Below are 16,995 nucleotides of genomic sequence, written 5' to 3' on the forward strand. Positions count from 1 at the left end.
CGCGCCGTCTCCTCCGGAGACATGACGCGCCGTCACTACGTGACGGAACGTTGCGTCGTCGCTCCGCGACGACGCAGTAACGCCGCTCCGCGGCGTTACAAAAGCTGGCTGCCTGGAGGAGCCGGCCCCTGTTGGCCGTTACATAATTGTAGAAGTAAGTGCATCGCAGCCCAGTCCCTATAACCCTTTGACCTGCGGCTATATCTCTCTTGCTCTCAACGGTCTGCCTGGTGAGAGCCAGATCGGACTGACTTGTCGCTGAGCGCCGGACACCGTCCCTGTCGATGCGTACCCATTATGTAACGCTCCTTGGCTTGGTCCACGATTATGTAACGGCTACTCTTCGTATTCAAGTATTGGTCTGGACCTCTTGTGGAATACTCGGTACCTAAAAAGAGTGATAGAGGTCTCCGAAGGGATTCATCTTGAGTGGCGTACATTTTACGCATTCACTCGCGCTACATGGGTGTGGGGGTTCTGTGACGATTCTCTCCGGATGGCGTTCCCTGAAGACGTGAATCGTTGTGCACCGCAAAAGTAGAAATTTAGAGCCGCATTCCGGGCTCGTTTTTCTTCTGCTTAGGTTTGTTCTCGGGAGGTGTGTGTGGGAGCTGATGGCATGGGACGGAACTCTCATCCCCGTCATCACACCCGCGTCTGACCCGCTCTCGTTCCGGACTCGTTGCCAGTGCCGCAGAGCCCTCACGCGACGCGCTGGCCCAAGCCGTCCTGGCCCTGAGGCGGGACACGCTCTTTGTAACTCTCCTCGCCGAGGTCGTGGGCTGACCTGGGTCGGAAGAGCGGCTGCGCTACCCGGGCAAAAGATCTTGGATGTGCTGGTACCCGTCCTGGGGGGTTCACGCGATGAATAAGGCACACGGACAAGCGGGGTCGAGGAACAGGGCGGTGGGAAGGGTGCAGGAGATGCTGGTGCCCGAGGGGGTGTTCATCGCACCGCCGAAGGTGCCAAGTGGTGGAACACCTACCAGGATCCCGCACCCGGGCGGAACATCCACAACCGGCCTCCCGCCGCATGGGCGGCATACTTCAACGCCGTGGACGTGGCAGCCGACAAGGCGCAGAACGCGCACCTCGACAGCACCCTGGGGCTGCACGGGCACCGGGATGCGGTCTACCGCTACGGCGAGCGCACCGAGGACGAGGCCCTGAAGTACGCCGGCGCCTACCGTCCGGTCCGGGCCGCCCTTGCCGATCCTTCCGCGCAGCCGCTGCACGAGGCAGTGCGGCTCCGTCTGGACCCCAGCCTCCACGCCTACGTCCACACCCCCGCAGAAGACTCCGAGCGGCGGGCCCAGGCACTGCTGGAGCACCTCGGGCACGGCAACCTGCCCCGCGAGTGAAACACCACCCGGCATGCCGCCTTCGAAGACGCCTACCACGAGCAGCTCTTCCAGGACGAAGACGACACCCAGGACGAGGATGTCCTCCACGACGAAGGGGGTTACCCAGCGGACCAACCGGCCGCCACGCACGTGGTCTTCACCGTGCGCCCACTGCCCGCCGGCCAACTGCCCCCGTACAACGGGCAGACCACCTGACTGGACTTCACCGGCTGCGCCGACCTCCCCCTCGAAGTGACCGGGGTCTCCTGGCGCTCCGTCGATGTGCCTGCGACCATCCGCACAGTACAGTTCACACCCCCCGTCCACGCTGCGATCGCCCCCGTCGACCGCCAGCACGCCACCGCCGCGTACCGGGCCCGCTACGACGAGACCGGATTCCTGCGCGACACCGCCGCCCGGCAGTCCCCGGCCGCTCACCCCTACGCCCACCGTGCCGCCGAGATCGGCGCTGGGGCCGACCGCCTGATACGTGACGTGGCGGACCGTGCGTCCGCCAAACCCCCAGCTTCCGGCCAGAGGCCCCTACGCGACAGGCAGCAGCAGCCTGCTCTCCCACCCCGGTCCCCCGGAGTGGGACCTCGTTGAGCAGGATGCCCGGACTCCCGTTCACCTGCCGCATGAAGAGTGCTGATCGCTGTGCGAGTGCTCCCGCCCGACGGTCTGTGACGCTCGCCGAATTCCGTGCCATGGGGCCAGCCAGCGAGTGCTGGTCACGCGCATGGCTGGCCGAGTGGGACCGCCGTTGGCCCTCCTGGCTGATACATCGGTGACGACGACGTTGCGGGCGCCCGCGTGCGTGCAGTCCGGGCGACAGCCGCATCGGCCGTCTCGCCCTCGCAAGGTGAGAAGCCGCGTACCTCAGTGACGGCTTCCCCCGGCTTCACCCCCGCTCCTCCCCGGCTCTCTGCTGGCGTCGGGGTACCAGGGGGCGAGGCGCAGGAGGAGGTGGAGGGTGCGGCAGGCGGCGGTGCGGTGGGCGGAGCGGGGAGCGTAGGCGGCGCCGAGGGCGAGGACGGCAGTGAGGGCCAGGAGCAGCAGGAGCGCGGCGCCTGTGTAGGCGAGGACGGTGCGGCCGGCCGGGGCGAGGAGGAGCACCGTGCTCGCTGCGGTGGCCTTACGGGCAGGTCGGCGGCGTCGAGCGGGACGCTGGCGGGTGGGGTGGGGACGGGCGAGCATGAGGGAACGGCTCCTTCGCGGCGTACGGCGATACCCGGGGCCTCTGCGGGGCTCGGTTGTCTGCCCAGTTCAGCGCGTGCGTGGCAGACTGTTTTTAAGTACCTCGCGGGGTTCTAAACTGCGACGGTGCCCAGAGGAGAGCCGAGTTCGGCGGACCAGGATCTGATCGAGCGCCTCGCGGCGCTCGGCCTGCGGGTGTCGGCAGCGCAGCTGGAGCGGTGGCGGGCGGCGGGACTGCTGCCCGGGCACGCACGGCGGTGGCTGGGGCGCGGGCGCGGTTCGATGTCGGTGCTTGCCGAGGAGACGGTGGCCGTCGCGGCAGCGCTGGGGCGGCATGCGCGGCCGGGGCGGGATCTGCGGTGGACGGTGATCGCCTGGTACGCCGAGGCCGGACTTCTCGCCGGGCCAGGGGGGTTGGCGGTGCCCGAGCCGCCGTGGCCGGCCGTGCGGGAGTCGCTGTTGTGGGCGGTCTCCCGCTCGCGCGCCCAGCACCTGGTGGTGCGGGCCCGTACGGCGGGCGGCGGGGGCGAGGAGGCGCAGGACGCCTTCTACGCCGAGGCCGGGCGGGTGGCGGGGCGAGGTCCGGCCGGGCTGCCGCACCCGGACGAGGTGCGGCGGCTGGTGGTCGACGACCCTGGGGGCGCGTGGGACCGGGGCCCGGAGCGCGGGCAGCGGCGCGCGGTGATGCATCTGGCCGCGGCCGCTGGGATGGGGGCCGCGGAGGTGGGCGGTGAGGTCCTCGTGGAGGCGCTCGCCGCACTGATGCCCGGCGTGGACTGGGCGCCGGTCGCCGAGTCCGCGCAGCAGGCCGAGCGCGAGGGCTCTCTGGAGAGCTGGCTTGAGGCGGGGACACTCGTTGACCCGCTCGCCCGCCTCCGGGCCGCCGGCGAGGAGGAGATGACTGCGGCGCGCAGTGTGGCGCGAATCCTCAACCTGGTCGGCTTTCTGTACGTGATGCACGGGCTGCTGATGCCCGACAACCCCTTCCTCGCCCGCCTGCGGGCGAGGATCGACGAGTCCGGGTTCGCCCTGGTTGTCTCCCAGCTCGTCCCTCAGATGGCCAGCCCGTCCGGTGTCCCCCACGCGCTGGCGATGTGCCTGTCGCCCGAGATCGCCGTGGTCGCCGCCTTGTTGGAGGAGCTGATCGACGAACAGGCCGGCGCCGGACAGGGGCTGCTGTCGCTGCCCGGGGCCGAGGAGGGCGGGGCCGGGGCATTCATGCAGACCTGGATCGACCGTCTCCACGAACTCCGCGACCGCGGCCTCGACAGCGTCGGCGAGGGCGGCGGCCCCGGCTCGGCCGTCACTGCGGTCCCCGAGCCGTGACGACCTTGTGCCGAACGCGCCGAGCACGCCCTGCTGGCCGCGTGGCTGCCGAGCACGGATCGTGCCACGCCCTGCGCCAGCGCGGGTCGTCAGCGGCCGTCGCATCGAGTGCGGCCGGCATCGGCGTCCAGCCCCATGGGGACAGCCGAGTTCGTCCTCGTCTGGCTTCCAGAACTCGTACAGAATCGGCTGGCTGCGGGGTCAGGCCGTGGCGGCGGTCCGTTCGGGATCCTCAGCGACGGGAGCGTCCGGTGAGGAGTGGGAAATCCAGGCCACGACCGCGTCTGTCAGCTGCTGGACCTGATCGGCTGTCCGCGGCATCCGCGCACGGTGCCACGGAGTGTGTCCCCACTGCTGTTCCAGGACCCACGGCGGTCCGCTTCGCTGCGCTTCGGCGATAAAACACACACCGTCGTCGAGGAGTGCGTCCAGGACGATGCGCCGTCCGTCGTGGAGGTCGGTGGCCATCCAGATGAAGCCGCCGTCGGGTACGAAGCCTTCCTCACAGTTGTCGATCCAGCCGTACTCGCCGAGGGTGCGATCGCCGTTGTCGTGGTTGATGCCCTCGCTCCAGGCGTCCGGATCACCGGTCAGGGCTTCGGCGATGCGTCGGATGCAGGGCAGCATCATCGCCCGTGTCGCCTCAACATCGCGGCGGCTGCGGTCTCCGTGCGGTCCCCAGCCACCCATGAAGGGGCGGCCGAAGGGTCGGAAGCGGGTTGTCTGGGCGTGGCGGCCTAGCCAGGCCGCCAGTTCGGCATGGAAGTCGGTCATGGTCAGCCGGTCCTGCACGCGGTGCTGGGTCGCGGCCTCCAGGACGTGTTCCAGGGCGGTCATGGCGTTCCCGCCGCCGTGGGTGGCCAGGTTGAACTCCTCCGCGCCCACCCGGTGTGTTCCCTCGGGCGGATACGGGCCGCGACGGGGATGGGCCAGGACGAAAAGGGTCTTGGCGAGAGAGTAGACATCGGCCCGCTCACCGCGGTCCTTGCCGTCGGTGCTGCGCATCTCGGGGGCCATAAAGTTGGCGGGCCCGACCTTCTCCCCGACACGGGTCACGCCGGCGGGCAGGTGGGCGAAGGCCGCGATCCCGAAGTCGGCCAGGACCGGCATCCCGTCGTACCAGAACAGGTTGTCCGGCTTGATGTCCCGGTGGTAGATCCCCTGATCGGCGAGCGCCGCGAGGGTGCGGGCCAGGACGGTGGTGTGCGTGACCACGTCGAGGACGGTCGAGGTGTCGTCGAGGATGTCGGCCAGCGGCCGGGCCTGGGGCATGGCGTACCAGCGGGGTGCGGTGCCATGGGCGTCGTCGATGTCCCAGATCGGCAGGATGCCCGGACTTCCGTTCACCTGCTGCATGAAGAGCGCCTCGTCGTAGAAGCGCCGGCGACGGGCCCGCCGTCCCTTGTCCACATAGCCCTCGCCCGGCACGGGCGGGTCGGACATGTGCTTGAGGACGCCCTCACGCCCGCTGCTCACCTCGGTGGCCCTGCGCACGAACTTCTTCCCGCCGAGTTGGCCGAGTTGGCCGTCGTCGCGCCACCGCAGAATGTTGTAGTCGACGCTGTTGTCGTTCGGCTGCGGCTTACGCGGGCGCTGCGGAGGGCGTGGCACGGGTCTTCCTGACATGCCCGAACGGTAGCGTTCCTGTGCCCCGCCTCGGGACCGAACAGGATGCTCTGCGCACAAACTGGGACCTGGACGGGAGCGCGGGCTGCGGGGGTCGGCGCAGCCGGTGCCGGGGCCCAGGGGTTTGCGGCGGTGCGGAGCGGTTCTGTCGTTCGCGCGCGGGCTGTCGGTGGTGGTCGGCATGAGAATGACATGGCCCTTCGTTACTCATGCAAGCAACGAGTGAGCACCACCCGTCAGCGTCAACGACCAGGCCACCGCGCCTGCGCCACTGACACTCAGAGGACGAGGTCCAACCGACACTCCCCCGCAGACCATCAGGGCCGGTCAGGCCAGCCGCAGGCGGTCGTGTCAGGCGCCGATGCCGATGTAGGAGACGTAGGTGTAGGCGCCCCAGTCGGAGTCGAGTTCGGCGATGATGTCGTCCCAGAGGTCTTCCATGGTGTCCAGGTCGCTGGCGACGAGGGCGTCGACGGCGTCGTCCCAGATATAGCGGACCTGCCGGTGTTGAATCCTCAGGTTGTCGCGGCGGCGGGGCTCGTCGACAGTGGTCTGGTTGACGGGGTGGATCTCGATGCGGGTGCCGCGGCCGCCTCGGTTGAGGTGCTGCTTGAGGGCGCCGGGGTTGGCGAGCACGTTGTGGGCTCGCAGGTTCCAGTAGGCAGTGTCGATCGCTTCGAGGTTGGCCGGGCGCGGGCGCTGGGTGCCGCGGGTCCAGGCGCGGATCGTGGCGGGGGTGGCGTGGATGCCGGCGTCGGCCAAGGCTTGGGGGCCGCCTTTGGTGGTGGTGAGGTAACGCATGCGGGCCTTCAGGCCGCGGCGGGTGCCGACCGGGGATTTGATTCCGCCGTCGATGATCATGCGCTCGAGGGCGTCTTCGAGGGCGCGGGCGAGGGCGATTTTTCCGTGGACGTTTCCCGGGTCGCGGTCTGCCCCGTAGTTGCCGAAGTTCTTCCATCCGTCGGTCGACATCTAACGAGCGCTCTTCCTCGGCAGGGGGTACTGGTCTTTTTGTTTCATCTGGGTGGTGAGGCGTCCTTCGGTGAATACGGTGCGCCAGTCGCCGGCGACGTGGAGTTCGTCGGTGCCACGGACGCGGACGACGGTCAGGCCGTTGCTGTGGGCTCGGTGGGATTTATACCAGAGGTTAGCGAATGCCTGGGAGCGGATGATGTGCATCCAGTCGGGTCGGCGGATGTCGCGGTTGACGCTTGATTCTCCGATGGTGGAGGTGAATTTCGAGTACATGGCTTTGATGTATTCGACGGTCATCGTGTCGTCGGCTTCGATGGCTTTTTTGCGGGCTTCGGTCAGGACGCGGCGGAATTTTTCCAGGAGGCCTTCGCTGGCGCCGGAGGTCCAGCGCTCGGTGATGTGGGGGGCCTCGCACAGGCCGAGGCGGGCGCAGCGAATGAGGAGGCGGATGGTGGCGTCGTCGAGGAGGACGGGGCCGTCTTCGCGGCGGTTGCCGATCGGGTCGGGCAGGTGGGGGTGGTGCCAGGTGGGGCGGGTAGGGAGGCGGTAGATGCCGGAGCGTTTGGGGTCGAAGCCGCCGTGGGGGTCGTGGATCAGGGCGCCGATGGGCAGGTGGGTCTTGAAGGCGGACAGGAAGCTGGCGTTGGTGTCGAGGGCGTTGACGGTGATCGGGGGGTGGGTGCCGTTTTGGAGGGCGTCCATGAGGTGGGTGTTGGTCCAGTTGTGGCGGCCCTCCCAGATTTCGTCGGCGCCGTCCTTGGTTTTCTTTCGGAGGAATTCGAGGGTTTCCGGATAGACGGTGTGCTCGTAATTTCCGCCGACGCGGGTTGCCTCGAACAGAGCCATTGCGTTCGGTACGGCCTTTTTCACCAGGGCTTCGGTTGCGGCGGCGATGTCACCGTCGTGGTCGTGGAGGGCTTCGTCGACGGCGCGGGTGATCATGCCGGTGAAGTAGCTGTAGCCCCGGTTTGCGTAGCCGCCCTCTGGCGGAGGTGGGGCGGCGGTGTGGCCTGTCGGGACGGGCTCGGTGGGCGTGGGCTCCTGGGGCGGGCTGGTGGGGGCTTGGAGAGGCGCCTGCGGGGGCTGTGCGGGGGTGTGCAGGCTCGCGGTCGGTGGCGGCGCTGGGGTGGTGGGGCTGGCGTAGGGGGTGGCCGGGTCGGTGATGCGGGCGTGGGCGAGGTCGGCGTGGAGGGTGAGGGTGGCCTGCGGGCCGAGGTCGCGTTCGGCGACGGTGGCGTGGATCTGGTCGGCGTCGCGGGTCAGGGTGATGGTGATGTCGAGGCTGAGCGCGGCGATCAGGCGGGGGTCGTCGGTATCGACGGCGGCGAGGACGGGGAGCTCGTGGGTGCGGGCCAAGTGGGCGAGGGCCTGGGCGGCGTCGGTGATCTGAGTCAGGCCGGACAGCGGCAGCCGGGGGTCTTCGGTGGTCTGCAGGCGGTCGACCACGACGAGGGCTAGGCCGGGCAGGTCCGGAACGCTCTCGGCGATCGCGTCGGTGGTCAGGTCGGTGCCGTCGTCGATGTACAGCGGGGCTTGGGCCAGGTGGTGGTGGAGGGCCGCGGTGTCGTCCTGCTCGGTGGGGGTGAGGCGGCCGGCTCGCAGGCGGCGGTAGTCGACGGGCAGGTGTGCAGCGACGATGCGTGCGGCGATGTCGGCGCGGGTGAGTCCGGAGGCGGCGTACAGGACGGGTTGGTGCTGGTCGAGGGCGCTCGTGCGTGCGGCGGCGGTGGCGATCAGGCTGGATCCGGCTCCTGGGGCGGCGGCGACGAGATAGAAGCGGCCGGGCTGGAGGCCGCCGAGGGCGTCGTCCAGGGTGCGGATGCCGGTCGGCAGGCCCATCACGGGTGTGAGTGTGGTGGTTTCACCGGTGGGGGCGGTGGTGGGAAGGACGGTGTCGAGGGCTTGCGCGAGTGCGGCCAGGCGTCGCGGGGTGCGTGGCGCAGTGATAGTTGGTGGGCCACTGGCCGGGATGACGGTCTCGTGGCTGGTCCCGGGCGTCGCGGGAGTGGGGGCCGGCGGGCCCGGCTCGGGCGGGGCCGAGGGGGGTGCGGGGAGGGCGGCCGGTGGTGTGAGCGGGTGCTGGAGTGTCGGGGGGGTTGGAGCGGCCGGGGAGCCGGTGGGGGGGGCCGACGGGGCCGGTGTGGCTGGGGTGGTGCCGCGTGAGGCGGGGGTACTGGCAGGTGCAGGCGTGTCCTGGGCTGCTGGCGTCGGTTCCGGCTGTGGTTCCGAGGGCGTGGTGGGTGCAGCGGCCGCTTCGGCAGGAGGAGTGGTCAGTGCGGGCGCGAGGTCTTTCGCGGCCTCGACTTCGGCTTCGGCTGTTGTGGTCGGGAGGGGGGTCTGGACTGCTTGCGGGGGTGTTGTGGCGGAGTCCGGGGCTACTGCTGCAGCCGGAGCCGCTGTGTCGGGTGCTGGCTCGGCTTGAAGTGCGGGCGGGGTGGGGGTGCCGTCCGCGGCTGCGGCAAGCAGGACGGCGACGGGGGTCTTGTGGCGGCACAGCACCTGAGGGTGGCCCTCGGCACCGTATTGGATCAAATCTCCCAGCTTTTTGCGGGCGTCCACGAAACTGTGGGTGGGGGCTTGGGTGAGGTCCCAGCCCAGTTCGGTTGCGTGGGCGGGCGTGGTGAGCAGTGCATGGTGCGGGCCACGCGTCAGGGGTGTGGGGTGCCCTTGGATGGCAGCGTTGATCAGTTGCTTGAGTGTGCTGCGGGCCTCGTGCAGCGTCGCCGGGCCGGTGCGCGTCAGGGCGTGTGGTGTTTCCGCGTCAGGGGCGGCGGAGGTTGTTCCCCGCTCGTACAACGGGCCCTCAGCTGACTCGGGTTGACTGTCATCGCCGTGTCGGCGGCTGGCGTCTTCGGAGGCTGTCTTGGCCGCTGAGGATGGTGTGGGAGGCGTGGGAAAACTCAATGGCCAGTTGCCCGCCCAGCGCGGAGCCTGGTCGGACGGCTCCTCTGAGGCTGCAGGCGGAGCGGTGTGGGCGGGGTTGCCCGGCACGGCAGCGCCGGAAGACGCCTCACCGGCGGTGCGGGATGAACGTGAGGAGGACACCCGGGGACTCCAAGAGCAAGTGGCAAGCGGATCGCAAGGGGAAGGTCGGGCAGTCGGCTCGGCAGCGGCCGCCTCTGCGAAACGACCGCGCCGCTAAGAATGTAACGTTGCCCCCCAGCCTAGCCGACGTTACATAATATTCGTCCCGGAATTATGTAACGCTGGGGTTGGTGTCGTGGGTGATCAGGCCGGACCTGCCCGGGAGGATGGCAGGCAGGTGGTTCGGGAGGCGTCAGGCGTGATCGGCACCGTGCCCCGTGGGGGTGGCGGGCTCTACCAATGCCTTCAGCTGGGCACGGAAGGCGGCCTGCTCACCGGCCCATACTTGCCTCTGGGCCTCGTCCTCCGGCTCGTCGTCGCCCTCGGGTTCGCCGTAGTCCTCATACAGCCAGATGTCCGAGGACTACGAGGAACGCCCTCTCGCGCATCCGTTCCTCGTAGTCCTCGTACGTCTCGTCCGGATGGATCTGCCCGGTACGGCGCTTGATCTCCTCGTCGCGCTCACGGCGTTCGAGGTACTCCTGCACGGCCGGGTCGGCGTCGGCGCACGCGTACCCTCTGCCTCGCCGGGGCGGCTCGGGCGGTCGCCGGCGGTCCTCGATGCGGTCGAGGACCGCGTGCCACTGTGCGGCGTCCGCCACGCTCACGTCGAAGGCTTTCAGGAGCGCGGCCAACTGCTCGCGGCCGGGCAGGACCTTCCCGATGAGGATCAGGTGGGCTGTCGAACGCGGTACACGGTGCCCGTCGGCCTTGGTTGCCTTCTCGATGGCGCGGTAAGAGGGCCGGCCGGCCCTCAGGCGCAGCCGCGTCAGTTCCTGGCCCAGGGAGGCGGGGGTGCGGACCTGCCGGGTCCGTCGGCCGCGACCGGCCAGGTGGGGGCGGGCCTTCTCGATTGCAGCTGCCTTCCACAGGCTCAGGGCTGTCGCTTCTCGCCTCTGCGTGGAGTGGCTGCCGGGGTCGCCGGCAGCGCGGGCGTAGGCGAGGACGGTCTCGAGCGGGGGCAGGTGGGTGCCGCGGGCGGCCTGGCTGAGGGTGGAGGCTCCGCGGTACCCGGGCGCGCCCGGTGGGCCGGTGCGCTCGGACAAGGTGGCGTAGGTGGTACGGGTGTCGTCCTTGAGCTGGCGCAGGTAGACGGCCAGGGCCCGCAGCCGGGGGCTGATGCCGGCGGCGACAGGTTTGGTGGGGCGGCCCATGTCACCGGCTGCGGCGGCGGGAGGGCTTGGCGACATCGCTGGAGCGGCGGCCGGTGATCAGGTCGGCCACTGCGGCGGCCACCACGACCAGCGCGGCCGGGACGGGCCGGTTGCCGACGGCCAATCCGGCCGATGCCAGGACGACCACGACGATGACCACGACCTCGGGGATGCCCAGCCGACTCGGCTGGGTGCGGGCAGGGAGGTGGCTGGCGCAGAACGCCGGCGGCTCGGGGCTGGCGACGGGCAGGGGAAGGGCGGACATGAGCAGCTCCAGGAAGGTAGGGGTGAGGTCCCCAACCCGGGCGATTCGGGAAGGGATTGGTGCGAGGCGTATCCCGCCGTCGATGCCTCAAGGTTCCCTCGCCGACGCTCTCAAGGCCAGCCTGATCGGCGCCCGTTCAGGCTGACGTGTTCACCGTCGTTAAACGCAGGTACGTCGTTCGTCCCTGGTCAGGCCTCCTGGAAAATCGGGTTGACCCGAAACCGTCCAGGGCTTGCACCGTCCCTGGTACAGCTGGCCGAGAGGTGTGTGAAGCGAAATTCCCGACTCCGGACACGAGGTCGAGTGGGCGACAAGGGCGTCTGGTTCTCGTTCTTCGGCCGGCGGCAGTCGGCCGGGGTGGGTGACGGGGAGCGGAGTACATATCCGCTTTCGGGGTGCAGAGAGAGTGTGGCTGCGACAATGAAGTACCACAGGGGGCGGATGGGGCGACTTCGCTGTAGGTGAGGGTGCAGGCCTCTTTTTTGTGTGAAGGGGGAACGTGGGGGCGTGGTTTGAGCGCATGGCGGCTGTCCCTGGCCTTGCCTTTGCCGGGAGCCCGGGTGTCATGCGGGAGGCGCTGCCGGGCGCAGGGGTTCGTCCGGACGAGTCGTACGGCTCGCCGATGTGGCCGACCGCCGAGGGGAGTACGTCTGCGACACCGGCCAGCCGGCATGTGCCGTTCGACGCGCGCGGCGCTGAGCTGATCGCCCGTGTCTGGGAGGCGCTGGAGCTTCCGGGCTCGGCCAGGGACTACCACTTTGTTCTGCAGAGCGCGGTCGATCGACTGTGGAGTACACGTCGTGCGGAGCCTGGGGCCCTCGCCGCGCTTGAGGTGTTCGCCCTGCTGGATTTGGAGTTGATGGAAGCAACCCCGCACGCGGTGTCCTTCGACACCACTGATGCTCCGGCGGCGTTTGTGCGGGTGTCCTCGGTGCCACGGTTGATCGGCCTGCTGGAGCGCGAGGGCGCCTTCGCGGAAGCACTTGAGCTGGCGAGGCGGTTGGCCCGTTTCGGGCAGGGCGAGGATGTGGCGGCCCGGCTGTCGGAGAAAGCCCAGGCGCTGGTTGCCGAGGCTGCGGCACAGGGCGGATCGTCATGAGTGCGGGTCTGGAGCGACTGATCCCGGCTGCCTCCTACTTGGAGGAGGCGTTCTTGCGGTGGGTGCTCACGCCGGCCGTGGACGCGTCGATCGTTGCGCGGGTCCGCAGTCAGCACCCGGTCACCGTCAACGAGCGCGCTTACCGGCTGGACTACCTGATCGCGGGTGAGGCGCTGCAGTTGGCCGTCGAGCTCGACGGGTTCGCCTTCCACAGTGACCGGGCCGCGTTCACCTACGACCGGCTGCGACAGAACGATCTGGCCGCGACCGGCCTGACCGTTCTGCGGTTCTCCTATGATGCGGTGCGTACGGACACGGCGCGCTGTGTGGCCCAGTTGCAGGCGATGCTGAGGCAGGATCCGCTCCTGGCGCCGCTGGTGACTGCCGTGCCTCGCATCGGGATCCCGGACATGGCCGGCGATCCGATGCGGGCGGCCGATCCGCCTGGCGGTGCCGAACTACCTTCAGGCGGGGCGTACTTCGCCGGTGTGCGGGCCAGGGTGGACCGGGCGCCGCTCCGGGAGTGCCAGGACGAGGCGTTGGCCGCGTTGGCGAACTACTACGCCTCCGGTGGCCGGCATGCGGCTGCGGTGATGGCGGTGGGGTCGGGCAAGACGGCCCTGGGAGTGGCGGCCGCGTTGTCGTTCAGTCGACGGCGGGCGCTGGTGGTGACCCCGGGCTCGGTCATCCGCGGCACCTTCGCCAAGGCCCTCGATCCGGGGATACCGGGCAACGTCCTGTATGGGCTGGCGGGCGGGCCGATGCTGCCCGGTGCCCGTCCGCCGGCCACGCTCGTCCTGGACGCGGACGACGGGCAGATCAGCCAGGTCAGCCGTGAGCGGCTTCTGGACGCGGACATCCTGGTCACCAACTTCCATGCGCTGGGCACGGGCGACAGTGACGGGGACCTGCTGGCCAAGCTGGAGACGGAGGACATCGACTTCATCGTCGTCGACGAGGCGCACATCGCAGCCAGCGCCTCCTACCAGCGGCTGTTCGCCCACTTCCAGGGTGCGCGCACACTGCTGATGTCGGCGTGCTTCCAGCGTTTGGACGGCAAGCCGATCGACGCCGATGTCGTCTACCGCTACCGGCTGGTCGACTCCGTCGCGGACGGGTCGGCGAAGAACCTGCGGGTGCACCGGTTCGCTCCCGAGGTGGCGTCGACGGTGTATGAGGCGGTGTGGCCGGACGGGCGGCGCGAGCAGATCGTGGGCCGTGATGCTTTGCTGGCCACGCTGGGCGACGAGCGGAAGATGGCACGCATCACCGCACAGTCCGAAGCACCGATCCGCCAGGTGATGGCCGTGACGCGGGCGTGTCTGGATGCGCAGGCCAAGCTGCTGGCGCCCGTCAAGCCGAGGGTGCTGTTCGCGGCGATGGGCCAGGCGCATGCTGAACAGATCGCGCGGATCGCCGAGGAATACGGGATCCCCAGTGCCACGCTGCACCACAGCATGCCCGCCTCCGCGATCGCCTCCATCCGGCGGCGCTTCGAGTCCGACGCCGGGGATCTGCAGGGCATCGTGCAGCTGCGGATGCTCGGCCAGGGCTACGACTTCCCGCCCATCACCGTGGTCGTGCCGCTGCGCCCCTATGGCAGCTTCGGCGAGTTCTACCAGTTCGTCGGCCGCGGTGTCCGCGTCCTGCGCCAGACCGCGGTGGCTGCCGACCAGCAGTACCTGGACGTGGTCTGCCATGCCGAACTCGGCCTGGAGGAGCATCTGGAGGCCATGTGCGCGGACAACGACATGGATCCCGCTGTGCTCCTGGATGTCCCGCTGATCGACGCCACCACCATGGAAGGGGATCTCCCCGGCCCCGGCGGCGCCGCGGAGGGGGCCGGCGGGGGTCTCGGCGGGGTGGACGCGTTCGTGCTGTACGAGCGGGGACGCGTCGAGCAGCGCGTGGTGCACGAGCTGGACCGTGTGGAGGCCCGAAGAAGGGAGCGGGAGATGCATCTGATGGCCCAGCGCTACGCCGTCTATGCGCAGAACACCGCTGCCCCGGTGCCGTTTGAGCAGTTCGTCGAAACCATGCGGAGGCTGACCGGTGGCCAGTGACCCGACACGCTGGTGGCAGCCTGCTCTGGAATGCAGTCCCGAGCAGGCGCTCGCCCTGGAGCGGGCGGCCGGGCAGCAGCAACGGTTCGCCGACATCGACGCCCTGGCGGCCAGACTGCTGGCCGCAGGGCTCGCCGGACGGCCGGTGGCCACCGTCGTCCCCGGCCGAGGACGCCACACGCCGGACGCCGCCAAGGTGACGGCCCTCACCCGGGAAGACGAAGTGCTCTGCGCCAACGCCTTCGGGGTCCAAGAGCAGCAGCGGCTCGGGGCGTGGTACCTGCCCCAGAAACTCTCGGTCAAGGCAGGAGCAGTCAATCTGCCGTATCTGCTGCGGGAACGCCCTGGCCACGCTCTGACGCTGGCCGCCGATGACACCGCCCGTCTCACCGCGGTGGAGGACTGGGACGCGGTGTTGCTGTGGGCGCTGCTGGTGCCGCTGTTCGAGACACTGCTTCAACCCATCCGGCTGCGGGCGGCAGGAGAGATCTTCCCGCGCACGGAACAGCAGCGGTTCTGGACAGCCATCGAGGAGCGTTACCGGCTGCTGGGCATCGACGAGAGCGCGCTGGAAGCCTTCCGCTTCGGCGGCGGCTGGCACCAGCTGGACCGTGCGGGGCAGCAGCAGGCCCGCCTTCGTTTGCTGGACACCCTTGCCGCCGCCGACCTCGTGCAGCTTGCCGCACGTCACCGGATCCAGCGGTTGCAAGGGCTGATGGCTGGTTTCGCCAAGAAGGCCAGGACGGGAACAGCCCTGGCGCGCCGGGTGCTCACCAAAGAGCTGCAGCCGGTCGTCTCCGCGTACTTCGGGGGTGACTGGCTGGCTGTGCTGGATTACCTTCAGGCTCCCCCTCACCCGGATGAGGAGATCATCACCGCTCTGCCCGAGCCTCGTCTGTACGTCGGCATGGCCACGCAGACGGCCGGCATGGCTGCCGAGGCGGGCATCGCGGAGGACGAGGTCCATGCGATGCTCGCGGCCTTCCTCGGCGGCGGCAGTTCTCTGTCTCCGGTGGAGGAGCGGGTTGCGGCCCTGCGCGGCTGGTGGGCGGGCTTCGACCAGGCGCATGCCGGCCAGTCACGGGGAATGCCGTCGTTGTGGGGGCTGGTCGATCAGGATCTGATGAGTCTGAACCGGACCGAGCAGGGGTACACCCCTCAGTTGTACCGGCAGCGTCTGCCCGCCGATGTCCTGGAACGGGTGGGGCGGCTGTGGGAGACGGTGACGCTTGCGCGATATCCCGGCAGCATCGTCAGCAACCCGCGCCCGCACCAGACCATGGCCGAAGCCCTCGGCCCCGCGGCCGAGTTCTGGCACGGCGTGGGCCTGACCGCCTGGTTCGTGTGCGAAGGCCCCTACTCTCGCACCACCTTGGACCGTGTCGACCGCTATTACAGCAAGCCGCTGGCCGCCCTGCGCGCGGCCGGATGCCCGGTCGGCACCGCCTTCTTTCGCGAACTGCAAGCCGCCGAACAACTCCTGGGGCCGGAGGAGGAGATCACGGACAGCGAGGACAGTACGGTCGAGACCCCGTACGGGCAGGTGACGTTCACCTCCAGCATGAGTCACGGCGCCCGCCGGGACGGCTTCGAGCGGGTACGGGACCTCATCACACGGCACCGGCGGGCCTGGGCCGAGCAGTATCTCGGTGCCTTCGTGGAGGGCCGCTGGCGCTCCGAGTTGGAGGAGGTCGCCTACCAGCATCACCGCTTCGTCGCCGCCAAGGGGCGTCCCCCCACGCTGCCTCAGTTCGCGCGGTTCGCGACCACGGCAGCCAACCACTGGACGGGCGGCGACCTGGTGGCGCTGTACACGGCCATCGGCGAGCCGACGCCATCCCAACAGGAGCGGCCTACCCGCCTACTGACTGAGGACGGCTACGACTTCGCCCGCCGGGTGTACCAGGAGCTGGGCGGCAAGCCGGTCGACCACGACACCTGGGTGAACAACCCGGAAGAAACCCAACGGCAGTGGCAGCTCAGCCGCCTGGCCACCGAGAGCCTGCGCCACCTCCAGCTGCAGGAAGCACTCGGGCGGCCGCCGACCGCCAAGGAGTTCGGCGCCCAGCGTCTGACCTGGCCCTGGCCAGGCGAGGAAACCGAAGGCTGGCCCATCCTCGAGCGCGTCCTTGCCACGCTGACCCGTGCCAGCCTGGCCCCGGCCACTACCCGCTCCCCCACCAGCCCGCTACCCGGCGAGGAGAGCGGCACCCTGCAACTGCGGACGAGGGGAGCCAACGCAGCCATCCGCACCGAGCCGACGACGGTCCGCATCACCTGCACCGGCGCACCCGTTGACGTGTCCGCTGTACTCCTCACCCGCAACGGCAAGGTACGCAGCGACCACGACCTCGTCTTCTACAACCACCCCAGTCACGACGGGGTCAGCGTCGGCGGGGACACCGTCACCGCCGACCTGGGCCTCATCCCTGACGACATCGCAACCATCGCCGTCATCGTCAGCATCGACCTCGAGGCCCAACCCGCCGCAGTCTTCGACCAGCACACCCAGTGGCAAGCAGACATTACCCAGCCCTCCCGCACCCAACTGGCCTTCACACCTGACCCCTTCTCCTCGGGTGAGACCGTCACCATCGCGGTGGAGCTCTATCGCCACACGACCGGATGGAAGGCCCGTGCCGTCGGGCAGGGCTACGACACCGGGCTGGCGGGCCTGGCCACCGACTACGGCATCGACGTCGAAGCCTGACGCCCCCTGTCTGGTAACGCGAAGCCGTCGGCGACCAGGTAAGGTGCCCACCCTTCCAAGTGTTCCCGGGCCGGCTGGATCTTGCGCACACGTTCTCCCCTTGGGTTTCCGTTCCGTCCCGGTACGTCAGGGAGGTTAGGGTGACTGCGACGC

At 69.4% G+C, this 16,995-nt stretch carries 11 protein-coding genes; 5 read left to right on the forward strand and 6 right to left on the reverse strand.

The features are described from left to right. Positions 1 to 1,055 precede the first annotated feature (1,055 nt). Positions 1,056 to 1,361 (forward strand): hypothetical protein, encoded by a 306-nt coding sequence (locus ACIQGZ_RS25210; protein WP_402605784.1) that lies wholly within the window; start codon positions 1,056 to 1,058, stop codon positions 1,359 to 1,361. 861 nt (positions 1,362 to 2,222) lie between these two features. Here ACIQGZ_RS25210 and ACIQGZ_RS25215 read toward each other — a convergent pair. Next, positions 2,223 to 2,540 (reverse strand): hypothetical protein, encoded by a 318-nt coding sequence (locus tag ACIQGZ_RS25215; RefSeq protein WP_402605787.1) that lies wholly within the window; start codon positions 2,538 to 2,540, stop codon positions 2,223 to 2,225. A gap of 126 nt (positions 2,541 to 2,666) precedes the next feature. Between ACIQGZ_RS25215 and ACIQGZ_RS25220 the strand changes: the two genes are divergently transcribed. Further along, complete coding sequence (locus ACIQGZ_RS25220) at positions 2,667 to 3,866, forward strand: hypothetical protein (protein ID WP_402605790.1); 1,200 nt, start codon at positions 2,667 to 2,669, stop codon at positions 3,864 to 3,866. A 201-nt stretch (positions 3,867 to 4,067) separates the two neighbouring features. Here ACIQGZ_RS25220 and ACIQGZ_RS25225 read toward each other — a convergent pair whose 3' ends face one another. The 5 genes from ACIQGZ_RS25225 to ACIQGZ_RS25245 all read right to left on the reverse strand — a co-directional run bounded on the left by ACIQGZ_RS25225 (position 4,068) and on the right by ACIQGZ_RS25245 (position 10,970). Next, positions 4,068 to 5,477: a serine/threonine protein kinase gene (locus ACIQGZ_RS25225; RefSeq protein WP_402605793.1), complete on the reverse strand. Its 1,410-nt coding sequence runs from the start codon at positions 5,475 to 5,477 to the stop codon at positions 4,068 to 4,070. Positions 5,478 to 5,843: 366 nt separating this feature from the next. Continuing rightward, on the reverse strand, positions 5,844 to 6,464 hold the full coding sequence (locus ACIQGZ_RS25230) for a hypothetical protein (RefSeq protein ID WP_402605796.1): 621 nt from the start codon (positions 6,462 to 6,464) through the stop codon (positions 5,844 to 5,846). Then, complete coding sequence (locus ACIQGZ_RS25235; protein WP_402606025.1) at positions 6,465 to 8,306, reverse strand: DnaB-like helicase C-terminal domain-containing protein; 1,842 nt, start codon at positions 8,304 to 8,306, stop codon at positions 6,465 to 6,467. It lies immediately after the preceding gene. A 1,586-nt stretch (positions 8,307 to 9,892) separates the two neighbouring features. Then, positions 9,893 to 10,705, reverse strand: coding sequence for a hypothetical protein (locus ACIQGZ_RS25240; RefSeq protein WP_402605798.1), 813 nt, complete (start codon positions 10,703 to 10,705; stop codon positions 9,893 to 9,895). A 1-nt stretch (position 10,706) separates the two neighbouring features. Beyond that, entirely contained in the window at positions 10,707 to 10,970 is a 264-nt protein-coding gene (locus tag ACIQGZ_RS25245; RefSeq protein ID WP_402605800.1) for a hypothetical protein, read from the reverse strand. A gap of 565 nt (positions 10,971 to 11,535) precedes the next feature. Between ACIQGZ_RS25245 and ACIQGZ_RS25250 the strand changes: the two genes are divergently transcribed. The 3 genes from ACIQGZ_RS25250 to ACIQGZ_RS25260 all read left to right on the forward strand — a co-directional run bounded on the left by ACIQGZ_RS25250 (position 11,536) and on the right by ACIQGZ_RS25260 (position 16,842). Further along, positions 11,536 to 12,069, forward strand: a complete 534-nt coding sequence (locus ACIQGZ_RS25250) for a hypothetical protein (protein WP_007387412.1) — start codon at positions 11,536 to 11,538, stop codon at positions 12,067 to 12,069. Between the two features lie 62 nt (positions 12,070 to 12,131). Beyond that, the gene (locus ACIQGZ_RS25255) at positions 12,132 to 14,132 is read left to right on the forward strand and encodes a DEAD/DEAH box helicase family protein (protein WP_402606028.1); all 2,001 of its coding nucleotides are present in this window, start codon (positions 12,132 to 12,134) and stop codon (positions 14,130 to 14,132) included. Then, positions 14,122 to 16,842, forward strand: coding sequence for a TerD family protein (locus ACIQGZ_RS25260; RefSeq protein WP_402605803.1), 2,721 nt, complete (start codon positions 14,122 to 14,124; stop codon positions 16,840 to 16,842). The genes ACIQGZ_RS25255 and ACIQGZ_RS25260 overlap by 11 nt, the downstream gene beginning before the upstream one ends. Positions 16,843 to 16,995 lie beyond the last annotated feature (153 nt).

The organism is Streptomyces sp. NPDC092296 (assembly GCF_044755465.1).
Lineage (GTDB): Bacteria > Actinomycetota > Actinomycetes > Streptomycetales > Streptomycetaceae > Peterkaempfera.